This is a genomic window from Nitratireductor sp. ZSWI3 (genome assembly GCF_024655565.1).
Taxonomy (GTDB): domain Bacteria; phylum Pseudomonadota; class Alphaproteobacteria; order Rhizobiales; family Rhizobiaceae; genus Nitratireductor.
The window spans coordinates 1-24,475 of sequence record NZ_JANKOF010000012.1 but is presented as its reverse complement, the minus strand read 5'-3'; the positions used below and the strand labels follow the sequence as shown (position 1 = coordinate 24,475).

The window sequence follows — 24,475 nt, the reverse complement described above, 5'->3', positions numbered from 1 at the left end:
CCGCCATTGTCCGCGCAAGCCCCCCACTCTCTGCCCGCCGAGATGACTGCCCATTTGCCCTCATGCCAAGCCCGCTCTCCCTTGCGGCATTGCATATCCAGGCGAGAACGCTAATTTCGATCTGGTTTCATATTAAGGACCACTATATTGAAAAAATCAGGAACCAGTCAGAATGACTATGAAGCGGTTCTGGCGACCATCGTGCTGGAAGATGCGGGCGACGCCCCGAAATATCTGCAGCTCTACCGGCAGCTCAGGGACCTGATTTCGAACAACGCGTTACAGGCTGGCATGCGCCTGCCTTCGACGCGGGCGCTGGCTGCCGATTTCGGCATTGCGCGCAACACCGTGGTCCAGGTCTACGAGCAGCTCGAGACCGAAGGCTATATCGAAACCGCCCATGGCAAACTGGCACGCGTCGCCAACTTGCCGACGCTACGCCAAAAGGACAAGGTGGCCGGACTTCCCGACATGGCCGGATTCGTCTCCCATCGCGGCCGCCAGCTCATCGAGCTTGATCATCGATCGGGCGAAGCCGAGCATCACCGGTTTCAGCCGGGCATGCCTGACATCGGTGAGTTCCCGTTCTCGATCTGGCGACGATTGGTCACCCGGCACCTGAAACCTGGCAAGCGCGACCTGTTCGGATATTACAGCTACAGCGGACATGCTCCGCTGCGCGAGGCAATCGCATCTTATGTCGAGACATCGCGCGGCGTGAAATGCTCCGCGCAGCAGGTGATGATCACCAGCGGAGCGCAAAGTGCCATGAACCTGCTTGCCATTCTGCTGACAAATCCCGGTGATACTGTGCTGATGGAGGAGCCAGGTTACACTGGCGTCCAGGGAGCAATCCTTGCCGCGAGGGCCAAGCTTGAGCCGCTCCATGTCGATGAGCATGGCTGGCGGATACCGCAGGTGGGTGAGGCAAGCCCGCGGCTGATCTACGTCACCCCGTCCTGCCAGTTCCCGATGGGTGCAACCATGCGCATGGAACAACGCCTGCAATTGCTGGACTATGCGCAGGAGGTTGGCGCCTGGGTCATTGAGGACGATTTCGACAGTGAGTACCGTTTCTGCTCGCAGCCCATTCCTGCGATGCAAGGCGCTGACCGGAACGGGCGCACAATCTATGTAGGAACCTTTTCCAAAACACTGTTCCCCTCGCTGCGTATCGGATTCATCGTCTTTCCCGGTGAGGTTGGCGCTGATTTGGCAAAGGCCGGCTTCCTGTTGGGTAATACGCCGCCTCTATTCCTGCAGGCGGCTCTCGCTGATTTCATTACGGAGGGGCACTTCGCCAAGCATCTCAGGCGAATGAAACGCATCTATGACGGGCGGCGATCTCAGTTTATGAAGCTGGCAGGACCCATGCTGGAGGAATGGCTGGAACCGCTCGATTCCGGCTCCGGTTTGCAGACAGTCTGGAAGTTTCGTCCGGTGATTGAGGATATTGTTGTTACTGCGGCCTGCGAGAGAGTGGGATTGAATGTCACACCGCTTTCCGTCCACTACCGGCACGGGGCCGGGATGAGTGGTCTGATTTTGGGGTACGCGCTGATGAGCGACTCCCAGATGGGAGCGAGTCTCGGACTGCTGCAGAAGTCCATCCGGGCTATTTTGTCGAGTACCGGAAAATCACCAATCCATCTCGGTTCGGATTTCTAACAGTTAAACGTCCGCCCCCTCTAAACAAGTTATGACCAGGGGCCGGGAGCGTTTTCCCAGCACTGCTGGCGGGATACGAAATCGCCTTCCCAATTCAGAACTAAAATGGGTGTAGGCAGCCATACGAACGCGCTCGGTTCGTTTACATTCGCGGCTGCCTTTATGATTTGTCACTCCAAGCCCCAGGACCAATCAGCAGGCTTCTGGCTGCGAAAGCGGCGGTTAATCACCGTATGCATGACAATATGTATCTTCGGGCTGTAGTATCCGTGATCATTCCCTCTGCTCTTCATTTACAAAGGTTGTTTGGTGTTTCCACGCCCATATATATACATCGTACATATAGCAATGAGGACTGGACATGGTTAAGGCATTTCACATCTTCGCGCTCCTTCTGGTCGCCGTCGCGATGGCTCTATCCCTCGCTCATGCTCTCGAACTGCCGGGTAAGATGCGGCTTTCGAAGGAAACCTACCTTTCGGTCCAGGAGATTTACTATCCGGGTTTCACTTACGGAGGGTTCAGCGAGATTGGCGGTATCCTCGCGCTTGCAGTTCTCCTCTTTCTCCTGCCGTTTGTGGGTGCACGGTTTTGGTGGGTGGCCGTGTCACTGGCGCTGCTGTCGATGTCGCATCTGACCTACTGGCTGTTCACCCATCCGGTAAACGGCTTTTGGCTAAAGGACATGAACCTGTCCGGCTTGGGAGGCGTGTTCTTCTCGACCTTCGGAGCCGCTGATGCGGCCGACTGGACGAGATTGAGGGACATCTGGGAGTATTCGCATGTAGCACGCGCGTGTTTTGCCATGCTCAGTTTCATCGCAGCCGCAACAGCGCTATCGTTTTGAATCGATCAGACGCTATGACGCGATCTCGATCTGAGCCGGGTAAGACCTCCACACAATCAGCTGAGCGCAGAACCCGTTCGTTGAACAGGCAGCGTGTGATCGAAGCCACCATTGCTATGGTCGATCGTGACGGTGCCGACGCATTCTCACTCCGCGCTCTTGCCAGCGAACTGGGCGTTACTCCAATGGCCCTATACAATCACGTGGCCAGCAAACGGGACCTACTGGTTTCAGCAGCGGACCGCATTCTCGCCAGCGCAAAATTCGATCATGGCGAAACGAATTGGCGGTTGCAAATAGAAGGCTGCTTCAGAGCGCTGCGCGAGGTTTGCATCCGACATCCGGGCACCGCCCGCCTGATGGAGATCGAAGGCATTGCGCCCAGCGCCGTGTTCGGCCCAATGGAAGTGACGCTTGATGCGCTTTCCAAGGTCGGCCTGAATCCGACGGATGCGATGCGTGCATATTTCACGTTGGTGAGTTTCACCCTCGCCCAGGTATCTTATCAGACTCGCGGTCCGTTCTCGCATCTGGATCCGGCTGAAGCTATTCGGAAACAGAACCTCTCGGCAAGTCTGGTAGAGCTGGTCCGTGAAGCGCTTCCAGCTTCGTCATCATGGGATTTCGATCGCGCCTTTGAGTATGGTCTTTCCCTGATACTCGATGGGATCGAGAAAAGCTGATTGACCGCGAACGCTGACGATAAAAAGCACAGGCCTCAAGAGGGAATATGAGCTCGGCAACGGCAAAAGGGACCGCACCCATAAGGGTAAAAACCTGAACGGCAATTCCGATGAGGAGGGAAGTTCACAAATTGATCGAAAGCCAATGTATGTGCCCGCTGTGCGGCGATGAGAATATGAACAACCTGGAAAGCTGTCTCGCGTGGTTTGCAGGGTCCGACCACTGGGATCAAGCCCGCGCGTGAGTAGACGAGGCTCGTGGAATGGGATGAGCTCCGATACGATAGCCCAGTGATCGATGCGTGACTTTAGGCATTATTCTTAGCCCGTCATTGGCTTTGCTGCGGCATCGCCGCAGTTAAGCCGGCTCATGTTACATCAGATCTCCAGTACCGTTTTGTCGAATGCGATACGATACGCAAGCCGGCGGATGCGGCGAGACGCTCCGCGCCAATATTGCCGGGGGCCGTTTCGGCGACGAAGTTCACGATCCCGTGCTTATCGCGCGCCCAAGGCAAAAACGCGCGCATGATCTCGGTTGCAGCGCCAACACGCCAAAATTTCGGAACGAGCTCAATACCGAGTTCGCCGGCGCCCGTTGGCAAACCGCGCATTCGCAAGCCGACATTACCCACATATGCGTGGGCGTCGTGACGCAGGGCGATCACGAGTTGGAAATTCTCCCGCGGCTCCTCTGAGCGCCATGCGAGAATGTGACTGAAAACCGACGTGGCGTGTTCTCTTCCGCGCTCGTGTTCCAGGTGGAATTGCGCGAACTGAGGATCCAGATGGCACGCGACGAATGCTTCGCGGTCTTGTTCAGTGAACTCGCGCACGAGGAAGCGCTTCGTTTTGAAGAGGACTATGGCTGACATGGCTCAATCCGCCTGTTCATCGGGTAAGTTGGTAGGCTCGGGCGTTAGACCGATTACATTTCGATGCATGCAGATGAGTTCTGTTGCTGCCTGGCGAAACCTGGCCGGGTCAGAGAGAAGCTTCTCCACCCTGGAGACGGATGGTAGCACGCGCTCATCTCGCACTGATTGGAACAGGAGCGCTGCACCGCTCGTATGGCCCGATAGCCCCATCGCCATTGCAGCATCGTATGCACCCCAGCCGCCCCGTGCGTGTTGTGGCAGCTTGCGCTCCGCATCGGAAAGGACGGTGGCGGCAGCCTCAATGGTTGGGAACGTCTGCTGCAGTCGAAATGCCTCATCAGCAGCCGTTCGGACCAACCGTGTCGCTTCAGGCAAGAATTGAGCGTCTGACACGTATTCGACGAACGTTTCGCTATGCTGGAAGTGATCGAAGCTTAGATTCGGCTGATCGGTCCATAGCCAGTGTGCGGCGACATCCAGCCCGGCGCCCCTGGCCCAGGCGCTTGGTTGAAATGCCACAACCGTGACCCACCAGCCATGATCCCACAACCACGTGCGTGATCGGCCCTTCCGACGAAAGCCGAGCGGAGTGAGGATCTTGCTGGCGATCTCACCGATCAGCTTGTTGTGTGAGTTCACCAACGTCTGAGCCTTTCACATATAGCGGCATCGCGCTCACCCGATCGCCTAACAATGCGCCCCCCGGCAAGAGCGCACCAAACAGGTTGAAGAATGAAACGCCTTCGCTCGCTAGGGCGCAGGCCGTTGCCGGGCCGCGAGTTCGCGACAGAGCGGCATGACACTTGTTTGAGAAGAACAGGGTCACGCGGCACTGCGCAGCGGCTCCAATGCCTCGGCCTCGAGGGCAGCTTTCACCGAGGCGCGACGCTCGGCTTGTTCTATAAATTCCTCGAATTTATCTTGGGTTTCAAGTCCAACCATCGCGGCCCAGCGGAGCATGACGTAGAGAAAGGCATCAGCACCCGTGAAACGTTCACCAAAAAGGTAGTCTCCTTCGAGTTGTGAGCTAATCCAGCCAAACCGTGGCACTACCGTCTCGCGTATGCGGGCTTGCTCGGCTTCGTCTTCCACAAAAAACAGCGGGATGAACGGCTTGTGGATCTCCGTCGAAATGAACGCGAGCATCTGCAGATGTCTGGTCCGCCCCATCTTTCCTTCGGGAAGGAGCGCGGCCGACTGACTGGCGATCCAATCGAGGATCGCGGCGTTTTCGGTCAGCAACATGCCGTCGTCGAGGACCAGCGCCGGTACATAGCCTTTCGGGTTGATCTGCGTGTAGTCGGCGCCATCCTCGAGCGCGTGGCTGAAGATATCGACCTTGTGAGGGCGGAAATCCAACTTTGCTTCTCTGAGCAGGATATATGTGGCCTGGGAGCAGCTGGCCGGGGCGTAGTAAAAGTCCATGACTTATTTCCCTTGTTTGCTGATTGTTGTGGTTCTTCACGTCACAACAGTTGCAAATCCGGCAGGGTCAAGTCAGAGGCGGATTCATCACTTTCGGGGCAAAACGGCCATCAGGCAAGTATCCCACGAATACGGTTGCGCTGGCGGTATTGAGCCGGGGTCACTCCGGCACGGCGTTTGAACAGCCTGCGAAAGAAGGTTGGGTCTTCATAACCCACAGCTGCGGCGATTTCGTCGATACCCATATCATCGGTCTCGAGCATCTGCTTGGCCTCCTCGACCCTGAGTGCCTGAACGTACTCTACCGGCGTATATCCTGTCGCCGCGGAGAACCGACGCTTGAAACTACGCTCCGACAAGCCGGAGCGATCGACCATAACAGTCACTGGTGCCGGGGTGTCATAGTGATCGACGAGCCATTCCTGGATCTTGGATATGACGGCGTCACTATGTTGGCGCGGCCGTGCCATGGATGCGAAAGGCAACTGCCCGTAGCCCCTGTCGCCGAGCAGAAACAGGCGTGCTACTCGGGCAGCTTCTTCCGGACCGCAGAAACGCCCGATCAAATACAGCGCGAGGTCCTGCCAGGAGGACGCGCCGCCCGTGGTGATGAGCTGGCCGTTGCGCCCACTATCGCATAGGATTCGGTCGGGCCGAAACTTAATGGTCGGATAGCGGTCGCGGAACAGGTCGGCCATGGTCCAGTGGGAGGCCGCCTCTGCGCCATCCAACAGGCCCGCTTCGGCCAAGAGCACAGCCCCGCTACACGTTGAGCAAATGAGCGAGCCATGTTCGACGTGGCGGCGTACCCATGCGATTTCCCTTGGCCACCGCCGTTCGAGCATATCATCCTGGCTCAAGTGGATATCGCAGATAATGATGACGTCAGCACAGGCCCCGTTCAAGCCGCCGTCGGGTGTGACCTGCAAGCCGGTGCTGGACCGGTACGTCCCGCTGCGGTGCGCCACCAGTGTCGGGTGAATCGGGCGGGACAGCGCCTTGTCGTTTGTCCCCGTGTCAGCGAGGACTTCGTGCAGGCCGAAAGCGGCCATCGTCCCGCTTTCCGGAAGGCTCAGGATCGAAACACGGAGCGGTTCTGTGGGGCGGGGGCGTATTGGCATATGCCAAATCTGGCACGAACGCCCCGAAACTGTCGAGTCTGACACTAACCTTCGAAGCTGATTTAGCCCAATCTCACGCCACTTCAGAAACAAGGTCACGAAAGGACACTGACATGAGCATCGTAGAGGGCTCTGTGGACCTGACAAAGGAGTTCGACCAGCCGGTTGCAGACGTCTTCTTGGCCTGGTCGCGTGAAGACGCGCAGCGGGCATGGGGTGATCCCGGAGAGGGCTGGGAGATGACCTTCGATCAGTTCCGCTTCACCATCGGCGAAACCGACGTCTGTCGCTTCGGCCCCAAAGGCGGCCCGCAATACGTTAACGAAAACCGCTACCTGCAGATCGAGCCCGAACAGCGGATTGTCTACGCAACCTCCCTCAAGAGTGCCGACCGGCTGACCTTCGCCGGCACGGTCGTCATTACCTTCGAGGCGACGAATGACGGGACGCGGATGAGGCTGATTGAACAGGGCCTCTATTTCGATGGGCTGGATGATCTGGCGGGTCACCGCTCCGGTTGGGAGGGGATGCTGAGTGCCCTGGCCAGATACCTTCGCGCTCGCCCTCTGAAAACCTCCTGAGAAAGCAATTCGCGACAGCGCTGCCAAAGCCGCAGCTGAAGCCTCCGATCAGGGCTGATACGACAGACGGGCGGCAGAGCGCTTATCAATCGAACTCAAAAACATGGACTGTTGATTTCCATTGAGAACTGGTTGGCTCAGGCCTGACCGGTGATTGCGTTTCCGACTATCCCATTTCTGAGGCCATGGCGTCTATAGGGTGCAGCCGACCAAAGTATATGCGGGAACCGGACCAATCCACAGAAATATTTTGTTGGTATTTCTGTTGGTTTCGATCGCCGCAGTTTAAGAAACACCCATCTGAAAAACAATAGAAATTTTCTATTCTTAGATTCCGCCCCTGCCCGTCCGCTCTTGAATAGATGCACAAGGAAGGGGGCACTGGGCGGATCGCCGATTTGGCGCTCGCAAACAGATCGTCGGACTTTCGATTTCGAGCCGGAGGGCGGTGACCGATGCAATCTTTTCGAAGATGCCAAGCAGATTGACCTATCTTGTGAACGCCTTCATTGGCGGCAATCTGCGCGCAACGGGAGACGACTGGACTATCGACGTATTCGTCATCGAATAGGGGATGAGCTTGTCAATTAGCCGCTCCAATGCCTCAACCGTTTCGACATGCGCACGGGCGATGAAGCAGTCTTCCCCGGTGACGCGGTCGCACTCGACGATCTCCGGAATGTCCCGCAGTATTTCAGTCACCTTCTGAAGCTGGCCAGGGATCGGCCGGATACGGAGCCAAGCGGCAAGCGGCAGGCCCAGCGCCTTCGGATTGATCCTGGCGGCATAGCCTTCGATCACGCCCGCTTCTTCCAGTCGCCTGATTCTTTCCGAAACGCTCGGCGACGATAGACCGACGAGCCTTGCCAATTCCGCAATACTGGTCCGCGCATCTGTTGCGAGCGATTCGAGCAGTTTCAGGTCGGTTTCATCGACACCTCCATTTTCGTATCGAAGGCGCTTCATCCCGGTACCCTCTGTTTTGCAAATTAGTCGCCATCATCTGGCTTCCGACATCCATTCATAAATTACTTAAAGGCTCTCATAATAAACGCAAGGAGGCAATGCATGCGATCATCGAGCCTTGCGCTGAACAGAGCCGCCGAAACCGTTCCCCCGCACGCCTGGTTTGGGGTCAGCGCCGTATTCCACTATCTTGGGCCATCCTTCGCCGTTCTGCTTTTCCCGGCCGTGGGCGTGCTCGGCGTCGCGTGGTTCAGGATCGCTTCGGCAGCACTCATCTTCGCCCCGTTCACAAAGCCGTTGAGAACCATTCGCGAGGCCGATGCGAAAACGCGATGGCTGCTGGCGGGACTCGGTGTCTGCCTCGCGGTGATGAATACCGCCTTTTACCTCGCTCTCGACCGCCTCCCCATGAGTCTGGTGGCGGCGATGGAGTTCGTGGGCACGATCGGCATTGCGCTCTATGGGGTACGCACGAGACGCAACGTTCTCGCGCTGGCTCTGGCCGTGCTCGGCGTCTTCATCCTGCTCGATCTGAAATGGTCGACGGACCTCCTGGAGCTGTTCTGGGCGTCGCTGAACGCCGCGCTTTTCGTCGCTTATATCGTGCTTGGGCACAAAGCCGCCAAAGGTGGTGCCAGCGGCGGCGTTGAGCGGCTCGGAGCGGCCATGGCGATCGCCTTCGTCATTCTCATGCCCATAGGCCTCGGCGAGGCGATCAGAGCGTTTGGCGCGATCGAACTGGTGCTGGCTGGTATAGCGGTGGGCGTCTGCTCTTCGGTCATCCCCTACATCGCCGACCAACTAGCCATGTCCCGCTTGCCGCGCGCCACCTTCGCGCTGTTTCTGGCGATCCTGCCGGCGACTGCGACAATCATGGCGACGATTGTGCTGGCCCAGATTCCGACGCCACAAGACCTGTTCGGTGTGGCGCTGGTCATGATCGGCGTCGCAATACACACGCCTGTAAAGCCATCATAGCCGGAGTGGAGCGTCTTCGCCTTCCGGCGTTCCTGCTCGCTCGTTTGCACCGAACAAACGGCGGCTTTGAGGAGAACCTACGAAGGGGCTTAATGACTATGATGGGGTCGGCTCCTGCCAGTTCGCCGATCGCGGTTCGCGAATGGCGCGAACGGGGTGGTTTGCCGCAAGTCGGCTTGTGGAATAGGATTCCGGGAAACTGCCATAATGAGCTCGTATCCTGAATGGAATTATCTTGCGAGAGACCATGGACCTGCAGACGTTAAACCCGAAAGTCTTCGCGATGTGGGAACTCCGTAAGGCGGGAGGTCCTGTCTATTTCTAAGAGAGCTCCGAGGAAGAAGGCCGCTATGGCTAGCGTTCCCTTATGCGCCAATCTTCAACGGCGATATCAAGGCCATGCTCGGGATCCCAGGTCGCGTCGGTGCGGAGATGGAAGCGCCCGTTCTCCTCGATATGAATCTGCAGCGTCTTCCCCAGCAAGCGCCAGATATCCGCAGGGAGCGTGATCTCCGGATAGCTGTCGGCCCACTCCCGCTTTTCGTCTTCGGTCATCGCCTCGAATTCGTGATGGCGGCGCTTGGTGTAAAGCTGGAACACATACACCTCGAATGCCGCCTTGAAATCGGAGCAGTCGACGACTTCCTTGATGAAGGCGATGCGCGCCGCGTCCAGCGCATCTTCGTTTCCATCGACATGCCAAACGGCGGGGCGCTCGCTCCACGCCGGTATCATCTTCTTCTTCAGCTTCCATTTGTAGGTTGCGTCGAAAGCGAATGTTCCAACGCCCTTGATCCGCACCTCATCGATGACGGCATTGTGTCGTCGCAGCAGCGTCCAGTTGCCTCCGTCCTCATGCAGGAGAAAAACTTCCGACAGGGCGTGATCGTCACCGACGCGGCTTTGCACGGTCAGCACCCGAAAGCCGTTGTCGCGCTTCTCGAAGCGAAGCGGAAAGCCGAAGGCTTCCGGTTCGCGGAACCTGATGTCACGGCGGTTGAGCGGGCGTGGAAACAGGCCCGCAGGGTCCTTCTCCGGTCGTGCAAATGCCTCGGCCTTGCGTGCGAAGGCTTCTGCATTCGCCACGCCTTGCGCATAGCACCGATACTGAAATTCGACGTTGCGCCCCCCGTCGAACACGAATGAAGCGGGCGCTTCGAAGAATGTATTCAACAAGCTGACCGGGTTACCGGCGAGCGTCGGCTCGATGGGCGGGTCGACCTGGTACGCCGCCAGGAGCCGGTCGAAAAGCGCATCATTGTTCTTGTCAGCGATCTGCGTCAGCTCCGTCTCCGCGCCAAGTTGCGCCAGAAAGCCCGAAAGGTCGTCGGCCAAACGGACGGGCGGGCGCGTGTCGTGGGTATCGAAATGGCCAATCGTGTGGACGGCCCAGATCGATCCACGATCGTCATCGCCAAGAGCGACCAGCAGACGCATCGTCACATACGGATTGCCGCCCTTGATCTGTGCAAAGGGAAAATAGTCTGCACTAGTGCCCGGCAACGTGTCGCCCTCACGCCCCTTGACGAAATTCCTGTAGTTGGACGCAGCGAACACGGCGTTGTCGGCGGCAGTGAACTCAAGAGCCGACAGATAGTCACCGTCTGCAACAAGAATAAAGCCTTGACGGTCCCTGATGTCGAGCCAGCCGACATTGGACAGGTACCAGCGAAAATCCTCGGGGAAGCCGATCCCGGTCAGCGCTTCGAGTTCTTCGATCGTTTCAGTTTCGTATTGGAACGGTGCATAGGGATTTTTTTCGTAGGGCAGGCGCGAGATCACATTCTGAATTGATGGCATGACCGGTGACCCTGACCTCCTAAGGTGATGTCGTCTACTTGCCCCAGAGCCGGGGAACGGCTCGACGCCGGAAACTGAGCATGCGAGCCTTGTGAAAGAAGCAGCGAAGTCGCGAACTGCGCTGGCAGCACCCATAAGTCGGTGAGCTTGAACGTCGGCTTTCAGTTAAACTGCATGCACGAATGAATGTCCACAATCAGGTTGGAAGCCGTCACGACATTTCCGGCCGGATCCGGGTGGGAAGCGGAAGAGCCGCTTTCAGTCAAAACAGTCCCCAAAGTATCAAAGATTGGTTCTGCGGGCGAAATGTTCGTAAGTGACTTTCCAAGGGTCGCTCTCGGAAGACCTTTCCTCGCCGATCCAATGGAAGCTGTCCGCGGTGATCTCAGTGAAACGCCATTGAGCCTTCAGGCCACGCGAGTCCTCGCCGATCTGGACAATGTCCTTACCTTCGGCCCGTCCAATCTGGCGCGAGTAATCCTGGTTGAGCGGGTCACTCCAGATGATATGCCAGCCATCAATGCCGGGATCAAAAATGCGCAAAGTTGTACCATACATGGTAGATGGCGTAGGGCGCTTGGGCCTGATCCAGATATCCTGAATGGCGCGACCTTCCAGCACCCAGTCGAAATGGATTTCTCCAGTCGATTCCTCGGTTGTGCCGTCTTCGAGATGGCGGATGGTGTCCATTTCCCAGCTTCCGATTAGCCACCCATACAGGTCCATGTCTTTCGCCCGGTCGGCTGGCGGAGCTTTGGACTCAAGAGCAGCGAGAAACGGAGATATCGTCATGGTCAACGGCCCTTCATCCTTCGGCATCGTGGGAAGAAATTAGCACAATCTTCCTGACAGCCGTCCGTCAGCAGAGGCTCAGTCTTCCTCACCGTCAGTTCCTGGTTCAGAAGCCCCTCAAGGCATGAGCGTCGTGCCGATTTTTTGAGCCACGACATGGTACGGCGACTACTCGATCGGAACAAACGTCTCCCATGGGGTCGAATCCTAAATAGCAGCTTATCGAAGTTCTTCGACAAAACCAGACAGTCGGGTTGCGCCCCGGATCAGGCACAAGTAGTTTTGGAAAAATACGGTGCTAGAAATCTTGCGCCACCAGCACATCACTCTCTGCAGCTCGCTCGTATGGATTGTGAGCGTCGCGAAGGAGTGTTAACGGACAATCAGTTGTGCATAGCGTTCGGATATGCACCCGTTCACGTCCCCTCGCAATAAAGCCTGGAGTATATTTCTCAAGCAAGCGGCATTGGATGTCGTCGGGGGTGCTGTCAAGTCACCAGAATTCTAACTCGTTGTTTCCGGGGATGGGTCGCCAATGCCACTTGGCGCGGATGTCCGAGATTTCCTGCATTGGTGGCGACAGGAGCTGCACCAGCTCCTGCCGTCATGGATTTGCGCACGGATTGCATCTCCGCGTTTGCCAGATTGGGTATTCCATGTCTCACGGGACGATATTCGTGTCGATCGACCAGGCGGCGAAGAAATCCTGTCCTTTTCGACTGATGACATGGAATCCCTTGCTGCAGACATTGAAGCATTGTTGCCCGTCCCAAGGTGTCAGGTCGAGATCCGCCTTACGCCGGGACGCTATCTTGAAAGGAAACTAGCGCCGTTCCGGTTGCCCAGGCAGCGCGCACGGGACATGGCCAGGCTCGACATCGCTTCTTCAACGCCGCTTGATGCAGGCGCAGTCGCCATCTTCTTCCCAGCCGACACGACCGATGACCGCGACAGTCGCTGCTTTGTTGTAAAAAAGCAGACGTTGCAGCCTCTCCTTTCAGAAATAGCGCAACGATCGATGCAGGTTGCAGCCCTGAAGGTCATCACCAATGATCGCGAGATTCCCCTTGATCCTGCCGACCTTCGCACTCTGATCGGGTCACAGAAGTCCTGGTCCGGCAGGGCGCTGTTCGCCGCATCCATCATGATGATCGTGGGAGGAATGATCACTTATGCCCATGCGGGATGGCGCTTCAACGATGCGCTGCACCGAATTGACAGTACAATCGAGCAACTTGAAGCAGACGCAAAGGAGGTGCGAGCACTTTCGGACCGAACCAGAAACCGAATTCGGCAGATCGAGGGCGTACGGGAGCAAAAACGGCAGGCGATGCCGATCGTCGTCCTTTGGGAGGAGCTCACACGCCTGTTGCCTGACAGTGTTTGGCTCACTGATCTTACGGTCAGCGAAAACAGGTTGACCTTGACCGGTTATTCGGCGTCCGCCGCCAGTCTACTACCGGTCCTTGAAGTTTCCCCGCATTTTCGGAATCCGACGTTCACCGCGCCCGTCGTCAAAGTGCCAGGAGCGGAAGGTGAGCGCTTTACCATCGAGACGGAGATCGTCCGTTGAGCGAGAACCGGGCCTCAGCGATTGATCCCTTGTCGTGGATCATAAACCTGCCTGCCCTCCCCCGGCGCATTCTGGCAACCTTGTTGCTCTTCGGCACGCTCGCTTTAATCGTCGGGTTGACGTGGTCAGCGATTGCCACCATTGGCGAATACCGTTCACAGCTCGAAGATCGACGCCTTGCTGCAGGTCGTCTGCAGGCCGTTGCAGCCGTGAAGCCGTTGCTCCAACACGGCGCCTCCCAGTCGCAATCTGTCAATGAGAACGACTTTTTCCCGGGCGAGACGGAGGCCGTCGTGCGCGCTGCGATACAGACGCGCTTAAATGAGATCGCATCAGCAAGGGGTGCAACAATCCTCTCGGTCAGCAACGTCCCGTTACGGCGGATCGATGAAACAGCGTACATCGGAGTGCGTGCTGATTTGACCGGTACGGTTGATGCGGTTCACAACACGATCTTCGAGATCGAGACAACAAAGCCCGCATTCATCATCCGCGAGGCTTCGATCTGGACAAGTGGAAATGCGCAAACTGCCACCCCTCTGACGCCGCCCGAACTCTCGGCACAGCTTCGGATTTACGTGCCACTGCGACCCGATCTGCTTCCTTCGCGAGAGGCGATCGAACAGTGATGCGACCTGGAACCTGGATCTTCGTCGTCGCAGCAATCCTTGTCTCCGGATTGCTCAATCTGTATTGGCTGCAGGTCCCGCTCGACCTTTCCCCGATACAACCTGATCGCAAGATCGACACGGCGGCCTTCGGCGCCCCCTCTCTGAACCATTCGGCTACCGAAGAAAGCGAACTGCTGAGTTCATTTTCGGAAGCGCTGCTTCGGCCACTGTTTCACGCGACACGCCGACCGTTCGAGGCGCCTCCGGAAACAGTGGAGTCCAGCCCAGACGCTTTTGAGTTACAAGGCACGATCAGCGAGGCGGAAACATTTGCTGATGTGCAGGAGCACCCGGAGCAAGTTGCATCTGCTGACATCAAGCTGTCCGGCGTCAGCCTTTCCAACGGTGGAAAACGCGCACTCCTTTCAACTTCCACCAGTGAGGACATCCGGTGGCTTTCCGAGGGCGATGACATCGCCGACTGGATTATCATATCGATCACCAGTGATGATGTGACGCTGGCAAAGGGCGAACAACGAGCAACGCTCAAGCTGTATCCACCGTCAGGCTCGGGAACTGGAACGGAATGAGCGCCCCATCGACCACTGAAGCTGATCCGCATCGCGAAGGCTTCGCGCTGGTCGCCGTCATGGGCTTCCTGCTGGTCGCGGCTGCCTTTATCACCCCCTTTGCGATCACAGCTCGGACTCAGCACCTGATTACGTTGAACCTTGATCAACAGCTCAGGCTGGATGGCTGGGCGGAGGCGATCGGCCAGATTGTCGCCCAAAGCATCGCGCGGAGCCCAGATGACCTTCGCATTCCATCCGACTCCACACCGGTTCTTTGTGAGATCGGCGAATACAAGGTGCAGGTTCGACGGCAGGATCAAAAGGGGCTGATCGACCTCAACGCTGCCGGGTCCGACCTGATCAGCCTTGGCTTCCAGTCCCTTGGCTTCGAAAAGCAGCTCAGTCTCCTGCTTGCTCAGGCAGTGATCCTGCATCGCAGCTATGAGATACCGTCTGCAGAGGCAGCAGCAAAACTGCCGGTTTCGGCAGGTATGAAACACGCCTCGCTGGAGTCGGTTGCCGAGCTTTATGATCTGGATGCTCTGAATGAGACCGAAATCGCCGATCTACACCTGGTGTTCACGGTACATTCAAAGCGGGGAGAGGTTTCCGGGCCGGATGCCCCTAAGAGACTGGCAAGCTTCTTGGATAATATGGACGCGCACCGCCCATCGGTCACGACCGCAGTCGAAACCTTCAGTCTCGAGGTAAGCGTAAGCAGCAACAAGACATCGATCAGTGGATACTCCGGTTTCATTTTTCAGCCGTCCAGCCTCCCGAACCAGGTGCCTACACGCCTCGAACCCTTGCTTGCGCCGATCGTAAAGGGAGCCAATTTGGCTATACCGGAGACGTGCTCGCCTGGCTTGCATGCTGCCGTTTCAGATCTTCTCAGGGAGATCGCTCTGTGAGCGCCTCCCGTGAAACCGGCTCAACAGCAGAATTCCTCCAGCATCTTGTGGATGAGCGCGTGCTTTCACGCGAAGGAGCAGAACGTGCGGTTCAGGCCCAGACTTCCACCAACCATCCGATAGACGTTATCCTGACTGAGCTTGGCCTGCTGAGAGAGGACGAACTGGTCGCTCGGATGGCAGAATATCTCGAGCGACCAAAACTAGCCCGTCTTCCTGCTCTCAACCTCGAACTCGTCGGCTCGGCAGGTTTACATCTGCTGGACCGGTACGCTGTGGTTCCACTTTGGGTGGAGGATGAGGCTTTGCATTTGTGCGTCTGCGACCCATTCGTACACGAAGGGATCGATGCACTCGCGTTCCATTTCGATCGCTCACCCATCCTCCATATCGCTGCGCGCAGCACGATCGCGGCCCATCTAAAAGACGCCCGAGCCAGCTACGAGGGAGAAAAAGAAGAGGGCCCTGCTTCGGAGCCTTTTGCCGAGACAGACGACATCGAACGACTGCGCGACATCGCACGTGAAGCCCCTGTCGTGCGCCTCGTCTCCAAGATCATTAGTGAAGCGGCCGATCGCGGTGCGACAGATATCCATATCGAGCCGCAGGAGGACCATGTCCGCATACGCATCCGTCTGGATGGGATTCTCCTGCCCATCGAAACAGCTCCGCGGGCAATGCTTGCCGGACTTGTCACCCGCATCAAGATCATGGCTCAGCTCAATATCGCCGAGCGGCGCCTTCCACAGGATGGCCGCATGCGCGTCGCCGTCCGGGGGCAGAACATAGATCTGCGCGTTTCTGTGGTGCCGAGTGCGCATGGAGAGTCGATCGTCCTCCGATTGCTCGATCGCTCACGCGTGAAACTGGAACTCGCCTCCCTTGGCTTCGACCATGATACACGCCAACGCCTTACAAGCATGGTGCATTCGGCAAATGGGATCATGCTCATCACCGGCCCCACCGGTAGCGGGAAGACAACCAGCCTTTACGCATTGCTCAAGGAACGCAACGCGGAAGACACGAAAATCTTCACCGTGGAAGATCCGATCGAGTACAAACTGCCCGGAGTGACCCAGCTTCAGGTGGAACCGGCCATTGATCTCAATTTCGCGACCGCGCTCCGCTCCGTACTTAGACAAGACCCAGATGTGATCCTGGTCGGCGAAATTCGTGACCGCGAGACGGCAGAGATTGCAATTCGCGCAGCTCTTACCGGCCATCTTGTCCTATCCACACTCCATACCAACAACGCTGCCAGTGCTTTCACGCGGCTTCGCGATATCGGCATAGACAGCTATCTGCTTGGTGCAACGATAAGGGGGGTGCTCAGCCAGCGCTTGCTGCGTCAGCAATGCCAGCACTGCCATGGTTCGGGCGCAGCACAGACTGGAACCTGCATAAAGTGCGATGGAAAGGGATATTCCGGACGAACGGTCGCCTATGAACTGCTGAGTGTTTCCAAGCGCATCTCCGACCTTGTCAACGGGGGTGCACATGAAGACACGATCCAAGAGGTGGCAGCGGAGGAGGGAATGATTGCCTTGAGAGAGCATGCTCGCTCTCTCGTCCAGATGGAGGTCACCACTGAGGAAGAGATCACACGCGTCATCGATCTCGGCGGAAGTTGACGATGCCTGTCTTTTCCTACCGCGCCTATCGACCGGGCGGAACCGTCGAAGCAGGTCGGATTGAAGCGGAGAACCTTCAAGATGCATCGCAACAGCTTCTGCGGGTTCACAAGCGGCCATTTTCTCTTGAAGAGATTGGCGCAAGGAGCACAGTACTGGGCCGGCTACGAACACCGCGAGAGATCAGCGGCCAGCGCTCGCTCAACCTTGGTAAGCTCTTCTCCGAGCTGTCAGTCCTCCTCGACGCAGGTTTCACGCCAGTAGCAGCGCTGCGCATTGCTGCCTCAGCAGAGTCTTCACCTGGGGCTCGGGCAAAACTTTCGGCCATCGCAGATGAACTGGCAAACGGGCGGTCCTTCTCGCAAGCGTTCGCAGGTCTTGTGCAGCTTCCCGCCGAGGTTCGCCCGATGTTGGCGAGCGGGGAAAGCAGCGGCAAAATCGCCGAAGTGATTTCAGGATTAGCGGAGTCATACCGCTATCGCGCAGAGCAGCGTTCGGCGATGCTCGAGGCTCTCGCCTACCCGGCCTTCCTGGTGCTCGTGATCATGGGTGCGGTGCTCTTCATCACGCTTTTCCTGATACCGGCGATCGAACCTCTCTTTGAGACGGACCGAGCGAGCATGCCGACAACGCTTATGGTGTTCTCGCTTCTCGGACGGCTGCTCAATGAGCGATGGATGGTCATCTTGACAGTCGTGGTGGCTGCAGGCGCTGGTTTCCTTGCGGCCGCACGATCTCCGGCTGGACGTCGCATCAGTTGGAATTGCTTATTGCACGTGCCGGTGGTCGGGCGCCTGATCCGCGAAACAGCAATCGTTCGATATCTTCAGGTGCTTTCACTGCTGATGGGGAACAGCGTGCCGATGATCGATGCCTTGAAGTTGGCAGCCGAAACCTGTTCGGTTCCAAACCTGCAGCAACGCCTGAGCGGGATTCGTGAAGACGTCGCCAAGGGAAAACGATTGAACGAAGCCTGCAAACAAGCAGGGGTGTTCGGCGGTTCGACCATCACTTTGATCGAGATCGGCGAGGAAGCCAACAACCTGCCCGCCGTCTTGCGGAAGGCCTCCTCGCTCCTCGACACTCAACTGAAACGCTCGGTTGGCCGGCTGGTCACCTTTCTGACGCCGGCGATCACTATTTTCATGGGCCTTATGGTGGGTGGGCTCGTCGTCTCCGTCATGACAGCCCTTCTCAGCATCAACGAAGTTGCCTTGAACTAAGGCGGGAAGCGACGATGGCAAAGCCGAACCGTGCGATCGAAGGGTTTACCCTGGTTGAGATGCTGGTCGCCCTTGCCGTTCTGGCTCTGGTCATCGGTGTTTCGGTTCCAGCGCTGCGTGGGAACCGATCGTCTGGCAGCACGGAAGCGGTGGCTCGCGAAATACAGATGCTCTTGTGGCGGGCTCGGGTGAATGCAATCGCGCAAGGCGGCAATTCAACAGTGCTGATCGACATACCGCACGGAGAGGTGCGGTACGCGGTTGTCGATCGAACGATCAGCATACCAGATACAATGACCGCGACGCTACTTACCGGCAGAGAACTGGTCGCAGCTGACGGAGAAGCGGCGCTGGTTTTCTTTCCCGACGGAGCTTCGAGCGGCGCCGAGCTTCGGATCACCGATGAACGCGGCAAAAGATCTTCGGTCCTCGTTCCCTGGCTAACCGGTATTCCAACCCTGCTGAGGGAGCAATGATCTCATCCCCGTGCAAAAACGACGGGTTTACGACGATCGAAGTGCTCGTTGCATTTGCAGTCTTGTCGCTTGGATTGCTTCTCGCCACACAGACGATCACCCAAGCCAGTTGGAGCCTGCGTCGCGTCAGCGAGCGCACAGACGAAACCATGCTCCTGAAAAAGATCTTGTCGGAGGAAGTTCCGCCGCTGTTGAAGGCCAATGCAAATCGTGAGGCTGGTATTGACCGCCCCGGATGGACCGTCGTCGTCCGGCCGCTGCTTGATGATCGCATGGATGGGCTGGCGAAGGTGGTGGTCCGCATTCGCTCAGATGGAGGAAATCGACCTGATCGTGTTTTTGCGACCGTCTTACCTTGGCCGGAGCACGTCGAATAGTGGTGCGGTTCATAACCCCCTTCTCTCCGGAATCGGAGAAAGTAGCCCCCGCTTCAACCGGCCGTGACGGATTTTCGCTGGTCGATATGCTAGTCGCGCTGCTCCTGCTGGCGACGATAGCCGGACTGACGATGTCGTTTTACAATCAGCTCCGCACCCTCAAGAGAATTGAGAGCGTCGCCGCGGATCAGATGGAAATGGACGCGCTCTCCAGCTTTCTCGAAGAGACAATCAGAAAGGCAATGCCGTTGCCGCTTCTTCAGAGCGCCGAAGCGGACCAGCATTTCCTGATTGGTACGCCGACAAGCATTCTCCTCGTAGGGCTTTCCCGGCAGGGCACGCGGGCGATCGGGCTGCGCGAGCTGACGTTTGTTCTCCGGGGTGATCGGCAGAACATGATTCTCGTTCAAGAATCGCGACCGCGCCGGTTGGCAGAAGCCAGCAGAAATTCCTTTGCCAGCTCGATCAACCTGACAGACGGCGTTCGGTCGATCCGCTTTGAGTACATGGCATATGACCCGGTCACTTATGATCCGGTGTGGAGTGACACTTGGACATCCGCACGCACGCTTCCTGAAGCGGTTCGCTTCCAGATGCTCGTGGAACGCAACGGCGAAACGATAGCCGTCACCGGTTATACCGATCTGCTTTTGTCACAAGGTTGGTCCTTGCCCGCAACGGCGCAGCGATAACGCGTTGCGTCAATCACTCACCAGATCGGCATCGATCCCTTCGCCGCCGGTTTTTTTGTCACGACCAAGCGAGCGGACTGCAAAAGCCGCTCCGGTGTTTTCGTAAACGTAGGATGTTCCCCAGGGGTCCTGGAGCCCATCAGCCCCTTTCAGATACGGGCCGTTCCAGCGGTTGGCGGATGATGGCGCAACGGCAAGGGCTCCAAGCCCTTCTTCGGTCGCTGGATAGTTGCCGTTGTCGAGATAGTAGAGCTCCAAGGCGCTTGCGATGTTGCGGATTTGCGCCCGCGCCGTATCGACGCGCGCCGAGTCCAAATAGCGGAGAATTTGCGGTGTAGCGAGCGTCGCAATCAAAGCGATGATCGCCAGGACCACCAGCAGTTCGACGAGTGTGAATCCATCTTCCTTGCCGGAAGCACGCCGCGGCCGAGCAGGCTTCGTCTTTTCCTTGAACATCATCTGGAGCTCCCCCGAACTAGATCAGCACGCGTTGTTCGCCAAGCCACGTCAGAAACAATCCTGCCCCGAGGAAGGGGCCGAAAGGTCGACGAATCTCTGCAGCATCATCAGCTCGAAGCAAGCGCGAGCCACCCGCAAAGAGAAGAGCAAAAGCACTGGCGAAGAACATGAACAAGGGTAGGTTTAGCGGATTGAGCCAGATGGCGCAGGCACCCGCCATTTTCACATCCCCCAAACCGAGGCCAATTTGCCCACTCACACGCGCGTGCAGGTAGCGAACCACCCAAAGCAGAACCAACACTGCAATGCCTGCCGCGATCTGCAACAGGAGACCGTTCGGCAAGAAAATCGACTGATAGATCACCCCCAAGCTCGCAAGTGCCAGATTGAGGGCATCCGGTATGGTGAGGCTGCGAAAATCGATCCAGGCGATCATCGCCAGAATACTCGCCAGCGCCAAGCCGATCAGAATGATCATGATCAATGCCCGCCGCGCTAATGAATAAGCCGCTTCACGTCTTGCTCCAATCTGTTGCGCCCTCCGCGTCTCCTAGCGATCGGGGACTCGAATTGAAGACGTTCACGGAATTCGGCCGTGACACTGCGCGCTTCCTGAATGTTGCGCACCACGCGTGGGCGGATGAAGATGATCAGTTCCGTGCGGTTGATGGCGTCGGTCTTGTTTTTGAACGCATTGCCGATCAACGGAATGTCGCCCAGGATGGGAACCTGTCCTCTCGACAGGCTATTCTTTTCCTGGATCAGGCCACCCAGTGCAATGCTCTCGCCGTCATTCACCAGCACCCGCGTCGAGATTTTGCGTTGCTGAATGGTTGGAGAATCGATTCCTGATGTGGTCGTCTTGACGACGCTGCTCGCCTCCTGCTCGATATCAAGCATCACGCGGCCGGAACTGTTCACCCGTGGCGTCACGCTCAAGATCACACCGGTGTCCTTCATCTCCACCGAGTTGACGATCGGCGCGCCGGGCGCGTCTGTCCCGACCGATTGTTGCGTGACAATCGGCACCTGATCTCCAACCTGTAGCACGGCCTTCTGGTTGTTGAGCGCCATCAGCGTCGGTGCCGAAACAACGTTGACATCCGTCACGCTGGACAGTGCGTTCAGCGTCACCTTCACGTCGTTGGTCGCATAGCTCCAGGCAAAGCCGGGAAAGGCAGCCCCCACGAAACCGCTCGCCACATCCGATAACGAGACCGAAAAGTTTCCGTTCTCAAAAAACCAACGCAGGCCGAATTTCAACTCGTCCGTCAGCGTGACCTCGGCGATCACGGCCTCGAGCAAGACCTGGGTCGGCAGGACGTCGAGTTGGTGCAGGATTCCCTCAACCCGCTGATATTCACGCGCGGTCGTCTGAACGAGAAGTGCGTTGTTCTCGACATCTGCCGTCACCATGACATTCGACGCTGCGGAGGCAAACGCGGTTGCTGCCGACGCCTGCTCGCTCCCCATACGTTCCGCAAGGCCGATGTCGAACGAGTTGTCGGCAGCCACCAATGTCGGCGACAGATCCGGCGATACGCTCGGCCGGGATGCCGATCTCCCCGATGCTGTTCCACCGGCCAAAACCGAACGCAGCACTTCGGCGAGTTCCTTCGCTGGCCGGTTCTGAATCTCGTAAACGAAAAGCTGATCGTCATTCGTGTGGGCGATCCTGTCCAGCTTTTCGATCCAGGAAGCCGCTCGGGACAAATAAGTGGGCCGGGATGCGATGACGAGAACGGCATTGAGCCGCTTGTTCGGAATGAAACGCACCGATTTGCCGGAACTGCCGCCCTCGACACCGAAGATCGTGTTCAGTTCCTGCGCGACCGATCCTGGATCGGAGGTTTTCAGCGGATGGATCGCCACCGACATGCCGCGCATCCAGTCCACGTCGAAGACCGAGATGGCCTCGCGCATGGCGGCAAGATCCGCGGAGTTGCCGGCAATCATGATGTAGTTGCGCTCGGAATCGGTGCGCAGAATAGAGCCCTGCCGACTTATGGGTTCCAGGATCGTACGGATCTCGTCGGCCGCGACATGCTGAAGCTCGATCACCTGAACCTTGACACCCGGCCCTGACGGCGAGACGGAAGGAACGCTGACCGCCGGCGTGGCTGACAGGGCTTCGCTCAACGGGACGATCTGATACACCCCGCCGCGGTTGACGATGGTGGCGTTGTTGACCGCCAAAGCCGCCTCGAGAATGCCCGTAAGCGCCTCGCGAGAGACCGGTGCCGACGTTTGTAGCGTGACCGTACCCGTCACACGCGGATCAAGGACATAGTTGACGCCGAGTATATCCCCGAGCACCGCCTTGGCAGCCTCTGCAATCGGTGCATTCACCAAATTTAGCTCAAAACCCTGGCCACCGCCGGCCATCGCCTTGGCGGCGATCCCTGGCGCCGCACCGGACACGAAACTGCCGGAGCCGATATGGCTTGCGCCGGCAAAGCCGCTCATTCCCTGATAGGATGTGGTCAGGCTGCGCGAGGCAACACGCTCGCCCCGAAGCGGCGAACGTTTGGCATGCAGTCCGTCGACGAGATCGGAGAATGCATCCTTGGTAGGGGACGAGTTACAGCCGGCCAACGCCAGCATCGCTATCCCTGCCCCGAACAACCAAATCCGCATCGTCCCGCCACCCTGTGTTGCAGAAGAACGATAAAGGGTTGCGGTCTGGCAGACACGTCAAAGGGGAAGATGCGCTGCGCAATTCACAGATATTCTATCGGGCAAGACGACATTATCTTTTGCAGCCCAATGACATGCACGCTGAATGCATCTCATTCATTTGGGCAAAGGCTACTTTGCAACATGTCATCTCCGCTGGGCCGCCGACAGTGTCCGTCATGTGGCGCACCGAGGCACGAATATCATCGTGCAGCAACTGCTTCGCCCCCCCGACGATCCCAATGTCCATATGTTGGTAGTGCGCGTAGGTCGGCGGTGCCCGACGGGCTCGTGTCCAATTCGACGTCCGGCGTCAAATTGACGTTGACGTCGTAGTCAAAAAAAACTCTGCGCGCCCAGCTTCAGCGACGCATGTGGCCGCGCACCGCATCCCTACATCGAAGAGGCGAACCTCACGACAAGCCGCGTACGGCTCATCAAGTTTCCGCCAAAGAGAAGGTCTATTTCTTCAAAGAAAAAATAACCTTCTCAATCAATGACCATAGAAAATAGTACTGAATTATAAGGAAAGATAAAAGTATTGAAATTCCATAATTTTCCTTCATATATGTAATTGAAACCATAACTAGAATAATGTATATGAATGAAATAAAAAATATTTCCGCTCTTGAGAATATTATACCTATATCTATAATTTCTTTTGAGTAATAAATTCTAAATATAATAGCATTTGTCAATACGATTGAAAGTAAAGCCACATAAGAGGCGCCATTCATGGCTGATTATCTCCTTTATTATCTATTTCAGATCGCGATTGTTCGTTGTTTTCGCCACCTTTATTTTCGTCATTTTTTTCATCTTTATCTATTTTATCCTTGCTTTTTAGAGATTTCCTCTCCGCCCTTTCATCCTTCTTTTTATCCCCGGGCTTCTCTTCAGGAACCTTTCCGAAAATGGATCTCAAATCTATCGTAAGAGTTCTCCCAAACCCTACATACATTCCTGGCCCTACTCCGACATTTCCAACAATATACCTGCCCGTTTTCCCGTAAGATGCATCAATAATTCCCATCTCATCAAGAAATTCTACGGGCGATCCCCATTCCACGCCGGTACCAAGAGGAAGGTCTCCGTCAAACTCCAAAGACATTTCTTTAGGACTATTTGCTGGCCCTGAATAAAAACCATACTTTGCGCTAACATTTGCCGCGACACCGATACCGCTAGCTACTCCTAATGATAAACCATATTCACCTGTTTCATCACTGGAATAAAATCCTAATTCGATTTCGGCGACGCCAACTAACCCCAACGACATTTCAAAGCCACTGAACTCGTAATCATGCCCGCTCGGATCGCTTTTATTGATTGGATCGTTTTGGGCATAGGCGTATCGGTTGGTGCCGACGCCGGGCAGGGTCGGGTCCCAGTCGTCCGGCGAGATGAAGCGGCCGAAGACCGGGTCCATGTAGCGCGCGTTGAGATAGATGAGCCCCGTCTCCGCGTCATACCGCTCGCCGATATAGCCCTTCTGCGTCTGGAAGCCCGTGTTCAGCCGCTCGCCATAGGCCGCA

At 57.0% G+C, this 24,475-nt stretch carries 25 protein-coding genes; 14 read left to right on the top strand and 11 right to left on the bottom strand.

Annotated features, from left to right (window positions below):
* Window positions 1-147 precede the first annotated feature (147 nt).
* The 3 genes from NUU27_RS06390 (at window position 148) to NUU27_RS06380 (ending at window position 3,198) form a co-directional block, all read left to right on the top strand.
* On the top strand, window positions 148-1,668 hold the full coding sequence (locus NUU27_RS06390) for a PLP-dependent aminotransferase family protein (protein ID WP_257761249.1): 1,521 nt from the start codon (window positions 148-150) through the stop codon (window positions 1,666-1,668).
* Window positions 1,669-2,029: 361 nt separating this feature from the next.
* A complete protein-coding gene (locus NUU27_RS06385) occupies window positions 2,030-2,515 on the top strand; it encodes a DUF1772 domain-containing protein (RefSeq protein WP_257761248.1) in 486 nt (161 codons plus the stop codon).
* Between the two features lie 95 nt (window positions 2,516-2,610).
* Window positions 2,611-3,198: a TetR/AcrR family transcriptional regulator gene (locus tag NUU27_RS06380; RefSeq protein WP_257761247.1), complete on the top strand. Its 588-nt coding sequence runs from the start codon at window positions 2,611-2,613 to the stop codon at window positions 3,196-3,198.
* Window positions 3,199-3,566: 368 nt separating this feature from the next.
* Here NUU27_RS06380 and NUU27_RS06375 read toward each other — a convergent pair whose 3' ends face one another.
* From NUU27_RS06375 to NUU27_RS06360, 4 genes are all read right to left on the bottom strand, one after another.
* Window positions 3,567-4,073 carry a GNAT family N-acetyltransferase gene (locus NUU27_RS06375; RefSeq protein ID WP_257761246.1) on the bottom strand — a complete coding sequence of 169 codons (507 nt, stop codon included), beginning with the start codon at window positions 4,071-4,073 and terminating at the stop codon, window positions 3,567-3,569.
* 3 nt (window positions 4,074-4,076) lie between these two features.
* Window positions 4,077-4,715: a hypothetical protein gene (locus NUU27_RS06370; RefSeq protein WP_257761245.1), complete on the bottom strand. Its 639-nt coding sequence runs from the start codon at window positions 4,713-4,715 to the stop codon at window positions 4,077-4,079.
* 183 nt (window positions 4,716-4,898) lie between these two features.
* Window positions 4,899-5,501, bottom strand: coding sequence for a glutathione S-transferase C-terminal domain-containing protein (locus NUU27_RS06365; protein ID WP_257761244.1), 603 nt, complete (start codon window positions 5,499-5,501; stop codon window positions 4,899-4,901).
* A 110-nt stretch (window positions 5,502-5,611) separates the two neighbouring features.
* Window positions 5,612-6,553: a GlxA family transcriptional regulator gene (locus tag NUU27_RS06360; RefSeq protein ID WP_257761243.1), complete on the bottom strand. Its 942-nt coding sequence runs from the start codon at window positions 6,551-6,553 to the stop codon at window positions 5,612-5,614.
* A gap of 182 nt (window positions 6,554-6,735) precedes the next feature.
* Between NUU27_RS06360 and NUU27_RS06355 the strand changes: the two genes are divergently transcribed.
* A complete protein-coding gene (locus NUU27_RS06355) occupies window positions 6,736-7,203 on the top strand; it encodes an SRPBCC domain-containing protein (protein ID WP_257761242.1) in 468 nt (155 codons plus the stop codon).
* Between the two features lie 489 nt (window positions 7,204-7,692).
* On the opposite strand, the gene NUU27_RS06350 is transcribed toward NUU27_RS06355, so the two are convergent.
* Complete coding sequence (locus tag NUU27_RS06350; protein WP_257761241.1) at window positions 7,693-8,169, bottom strand: Lrp/AsnC family transcriptional regulator; 477 nt, start codon at window positions 8,167-8,169, stop codon at window positions 7,693-7,695.
* Between the two features lie 102 nt (window positions 8,170-8,271).
* Here NUU27_RS06350 and NUU27_RS06345 point away from each other — a divergent pair, with 102 nt between their 5' ends.
* Window positions 8,272-9,147: a DMT family transporter gene (locus tag NUU27_RS06345; RefSeq protein WP_257761240.1), complete on the top strand. Its 876-nt coding sequence runs from the start codon at window positions 8,272-8,274 to the stop codon at window positions 9,145-9,147.
* A gap of 354 nt (window positions 9,148-9,501) precedes the next feature.
* Here NUU27_RS06345 and NUU27_RS06340 read toward each other — a convergent pair whose 3' ends face one another.
* Together NUU27_RS06340 and NUU27_RS06335 are read right to left on the bottom strand one after the other, a co-directional pair.
* A complete protein-coding gene (locus NUU27_RS06340; protein WP_257761239.1) occupies window positions 9,502-10,929 on the bottom strand; it encodes an SMI1/KNR4 family protein in 1,428 nt (475 codons plus the stop codon).
* 300 nt (window positions 10,930-11,229) lie between these two features.
* A complete protein-coding gene (locus NUU27_RS06335; protein WP_257761291.1) occupies window positions 11,230-11,739 on the bottom strand; it encodes a hypothetical protein in 510 nt (169 codons plus the stop codon).
* A gap of 535 nt (window positions 11,740-12,274) precedes the next feature.
* On the opposite strand from NUU27_RS06335, the gene NUU27_RS06330 reads away from it, so the two are divergent.
* The 9 genes from NUU27_RS06330 to NUU27_RS06290 are packed head-to-tail and all read left to right on the top strand — an operon-like array spanning window position 12,275 to window position 19,805.
* On the top strand, window positions 12,275-13,312 hold the full coding sequence (locus tag NUU27_RS06330; RefSeq protein WP_257761238.1) for a PilN domain-containing protein: 1,038 nt from the start codon (window positions 12,275-12,277) through the stop codon (window positions 13,310-13,312).
* Complete coding sequence (gene gspM, locus NUU27_RS06325) at window positions 13,309-13,941, top strand: type II secretion system protein GspM (protein ID WP_257761237.1); 633 nt, start codon at window positions 13,309-13,311, stop codon at window positions 13,939-13,941. Before NUU27_RS06330 ends, gspM begins: the two co-directional genes overlap by 4 nt.
* Entirely contained in the window at window positions 13,941-14,513 is a 573-nt protein-coding gene (locus tag NUU27_RS06320; protein WP_257761236.1) for a hypothetical protein, read from the top strand. Before gspM ends, NUU27_RS06320 begins: the two co-directional genes overlap by 1 nt.
* Window positions 14,510-15,406 (top strand): hypothetical protein, encoded by an 897-nt coding sequence (locus NUU27_RS06315; RefSeq protein WP_257761235.1) that lies wholly within the window; start codon window positions 14,510-14,512, stop codon window positions 15,404-15,406. The genes NUU27_RS06320 and NUU27_RS06315 overlap by 4 nt, the downstream gene beginning before the upstream one ends.
* Window positions 15,403-17,037 (top strand): GspE/PulE family protein, encoded by a 1,635-nt coding sequence (locus tag NUU27_RS06310; RefSeq protein WP_257761234.1) that lies wholly within the window; start codon window positions 15,403-15,405, stop codon window positions 17,035-17,037. Before NUU27_RS06315 ends, NUU27_RS06310 begins: the two co-directional genes overlap by 4 nt.
* 2 nt (window positions 17,038-17,039) lie before the next feature.
* A complete protein-coding gene (locus tag NUU27_RS06305; protein WP_257761233.1) occupies window positions 17,040-18,260 on the top strand; it encodes a type II secretion system F family protein in 1,221 nt (406 codons plus the stop codon).
* A 14-nt stretch (window positions 18,261-18,274) separates the two neighbouring features.
* Entirely contained in the window at window positions 18,275-18,736 is a 462-nt protein-coding gene (locus NUU27_RS06300) for a prepilin-type N-terminal cleavage/methylation domain-containing protein (protein WP_257761232.1), read from the top strand.
* The gene (locus NUU27_RS06295; protein WP_257761231.1) at window positions 18,733-19,113 is read left to right on the top strand and encodes a type II secretion system protein J; all 381 of its coding nucleotides are present in this window, start codon (window positions 18,733-18,735) and stop codon (window positions 19,111-19,113) included. Before NUU27_RS06300 ends, NUU27_RS06295 begins: the two co-directional genes overlap by 4 nt.
* Entirely contained in the window at window positions 19,113-19,805 is a 693-nt protein-coding gene (locus NUU27_RS06290; protein WP_257761230.1) for a hypothetical protein, read from the top strand. The genes NUU27_RS06295 and NUU27_RS06290 overlap by 1 nt, the downstream gene beginning before the upstream one ends.
* A gap of 9 nt (window positions 19,806-19,814) precedes the next feature.
* On the opposite strand, the gene gspG is transcribed toward NUU27_RS06290, so the two are convergent.
* From gspG to NUU27_RS06270, 4 genes are all read right to left on the bottom strand, one after another.
* Window positions 19,815-20,264: a type II secretion system major pseudopilin GspG gene (gene gspG / locus NUU27_RS06285; protein ID WP_257761229.1), complete on the bottom strand. Its 450-nt coding sequence runs from the start codon at window positions 20,262-20,264 to the stop codon at window positions 19,815-19,817.
* Window positions 20,265-20,280: 16 nt separating this feature from the next.
* Complete coding sequence (locus NUU27_RS06280; protein WP_257761228.1) at window positions 20,281-20,742, bottom strand: A24 family peptidase; 462 nt, start codon at window positions 20,740-20,742, stop codon at window positions 20,281-20,283.
* 17 nt (window positions 20,743-20,759) lie between these two features.
* A complete protein-coding gene (gene gspD, locus NUU27_RS06275) occupies window positions 20,760-22,868 on the bottom strand; it encodes a type II secretion system secretin GspD (protein WP_257761227.1) in 2,109 nt (702 codons plus the stop codon).
* A gap of 805 nt (window positions 22,869-23,673) precedes the next feature.
* The coding region (locus tag NUU27_RS06270; RefSeq protein WP_257761226.1) for an RHS repeat-associated core domain-containing protein at window positions 23,674-24,475 on the bottom strand (802 nt) is incomplete at its 5' end.

Excerpts from the sequence above, each read along its gene's own strand:
- NUU27_RS06365 (WP_257761244.1), bottom strand. The coding sequence starts at position 5,501 with ATGGACTTTTACTACGCCCCGGCCAGCTGCTCCCAGGCCACATATATC.
- NUU27_RS06385 (WP_257761248.1), top strand. The coding sequence starts at position 2,030 with ATGGTTAAGGCATTTCACATCTTCGCGCTCCTTCTGGTCGCCGTCGCG.
- NUU27_RS06295 (WP_257761231.1), top strand. The coding sequence starts at position 18,733 with ATGATCTCATCCCCGTGCAAAAACGACGGGTTTACGACGATCGAAGTG.
- NUU27_RS06330 (WP_257761238.1), top strand. The coding sequence starts at position 12,275 with ATGCCACTTGGCGCGGATGTCCGAGATTTCCTGCATTGGTGGCGACAG.
- gspD (WP_257761227.1), bottom strand. The coding sequence starts at position 22,868 with ATGCTGGCGTTGGCCGGCTGTAACTCGTCCCCTACCAAGGATGCATTC.
- NUU27_RS06315 (WP_257761235.1), top strand. The coding sequence starts at position 14,510 with ATGAGCGCCCCATCGACCACTGAAGCTGATCCGCATCGCGAAGGCTTC.
- NUU27_RS06345 (WP_257761240.1), top strand. The coding sequence starts at position 8,272 with ATGCGATCATCGAGCCTTGCGCTGAACAGAGCCGCCGAAACCGTTCCC.
- NUU27_RS06300 (WP_257761232.1), top strand. The coding sequence starts at position 18,275 with ATGGCAAAGCCGAACCGTGCGATCGAAGGGTTTACCCTGGTTGAGATG.
- NUU27_RS06305 (WP_257761233.1), top strand. The coding sequence starts at position 17,040 with ATGCCTGTCTTTTCCTACCGCGCCTATCGACCGGGCGGAACCGTCGAA.
- NUU27_RS06335 (WP_257761291.1), bottom strand. The coding sequence starts at position 11,739 with ATGACGATATCTCCGTTTCTCGCTGCTCTTGAGTCCAAAGCTCCGCCA.
- NUU27_RS06320 (WP_257761236.1), top strand. The coding sequence starts at position 13,941 with ATGCGACCTGGAACCTGGATCTTCGTCGTCGCAGCAATCCTTGTCTCC.
- gspG (WP_257761229.1), bottom strand. The coding sequence starts at position 20,264 with ATGATGTTCAAGGAAAAGACGAAGCCTGCTCGGCCGCGGCGTGCTTCC.
- NUU27_RS06375 (WP_257761246.1), bottom strand. The coding sequence starts at position 4,073 with ATGTCAGCCATAGTCCTCTTCAAAACGAAGCGCTTCCTCGTGCGCGAG.
- NUU27_RS06360 (WP_257761243.1), bottom strand. The coding sequence starts at position 6,553 with ATGGCCGCTTTCGGCCTGCACGAAGTCCTCGCTGACACGGGGACAAAC.
- NUU27_RS06350 (WP_257761241.1), bottom strand. The coding sequence starts at position 8,169 with ATGAAGCGCCTTCGATACGAAAATGGAGGTGTCGATGAAACCGACCTG.
- NUU27_RS06355 (WP_257761242.1), top strand. The coding sequence starts at position 6,736 with ATGAGCATCGTAGAGGGCTCTGTGGACCTGACAAAGGAGTTCGACCAG.
- NUU27_RS06280 (WP_257761228.1), bottom strand. The coding sequence starts at position 20,742 with ATGATCATTCTGATCGGCTTGGCGCTGGCGAGTATTCTGGCGATGATC.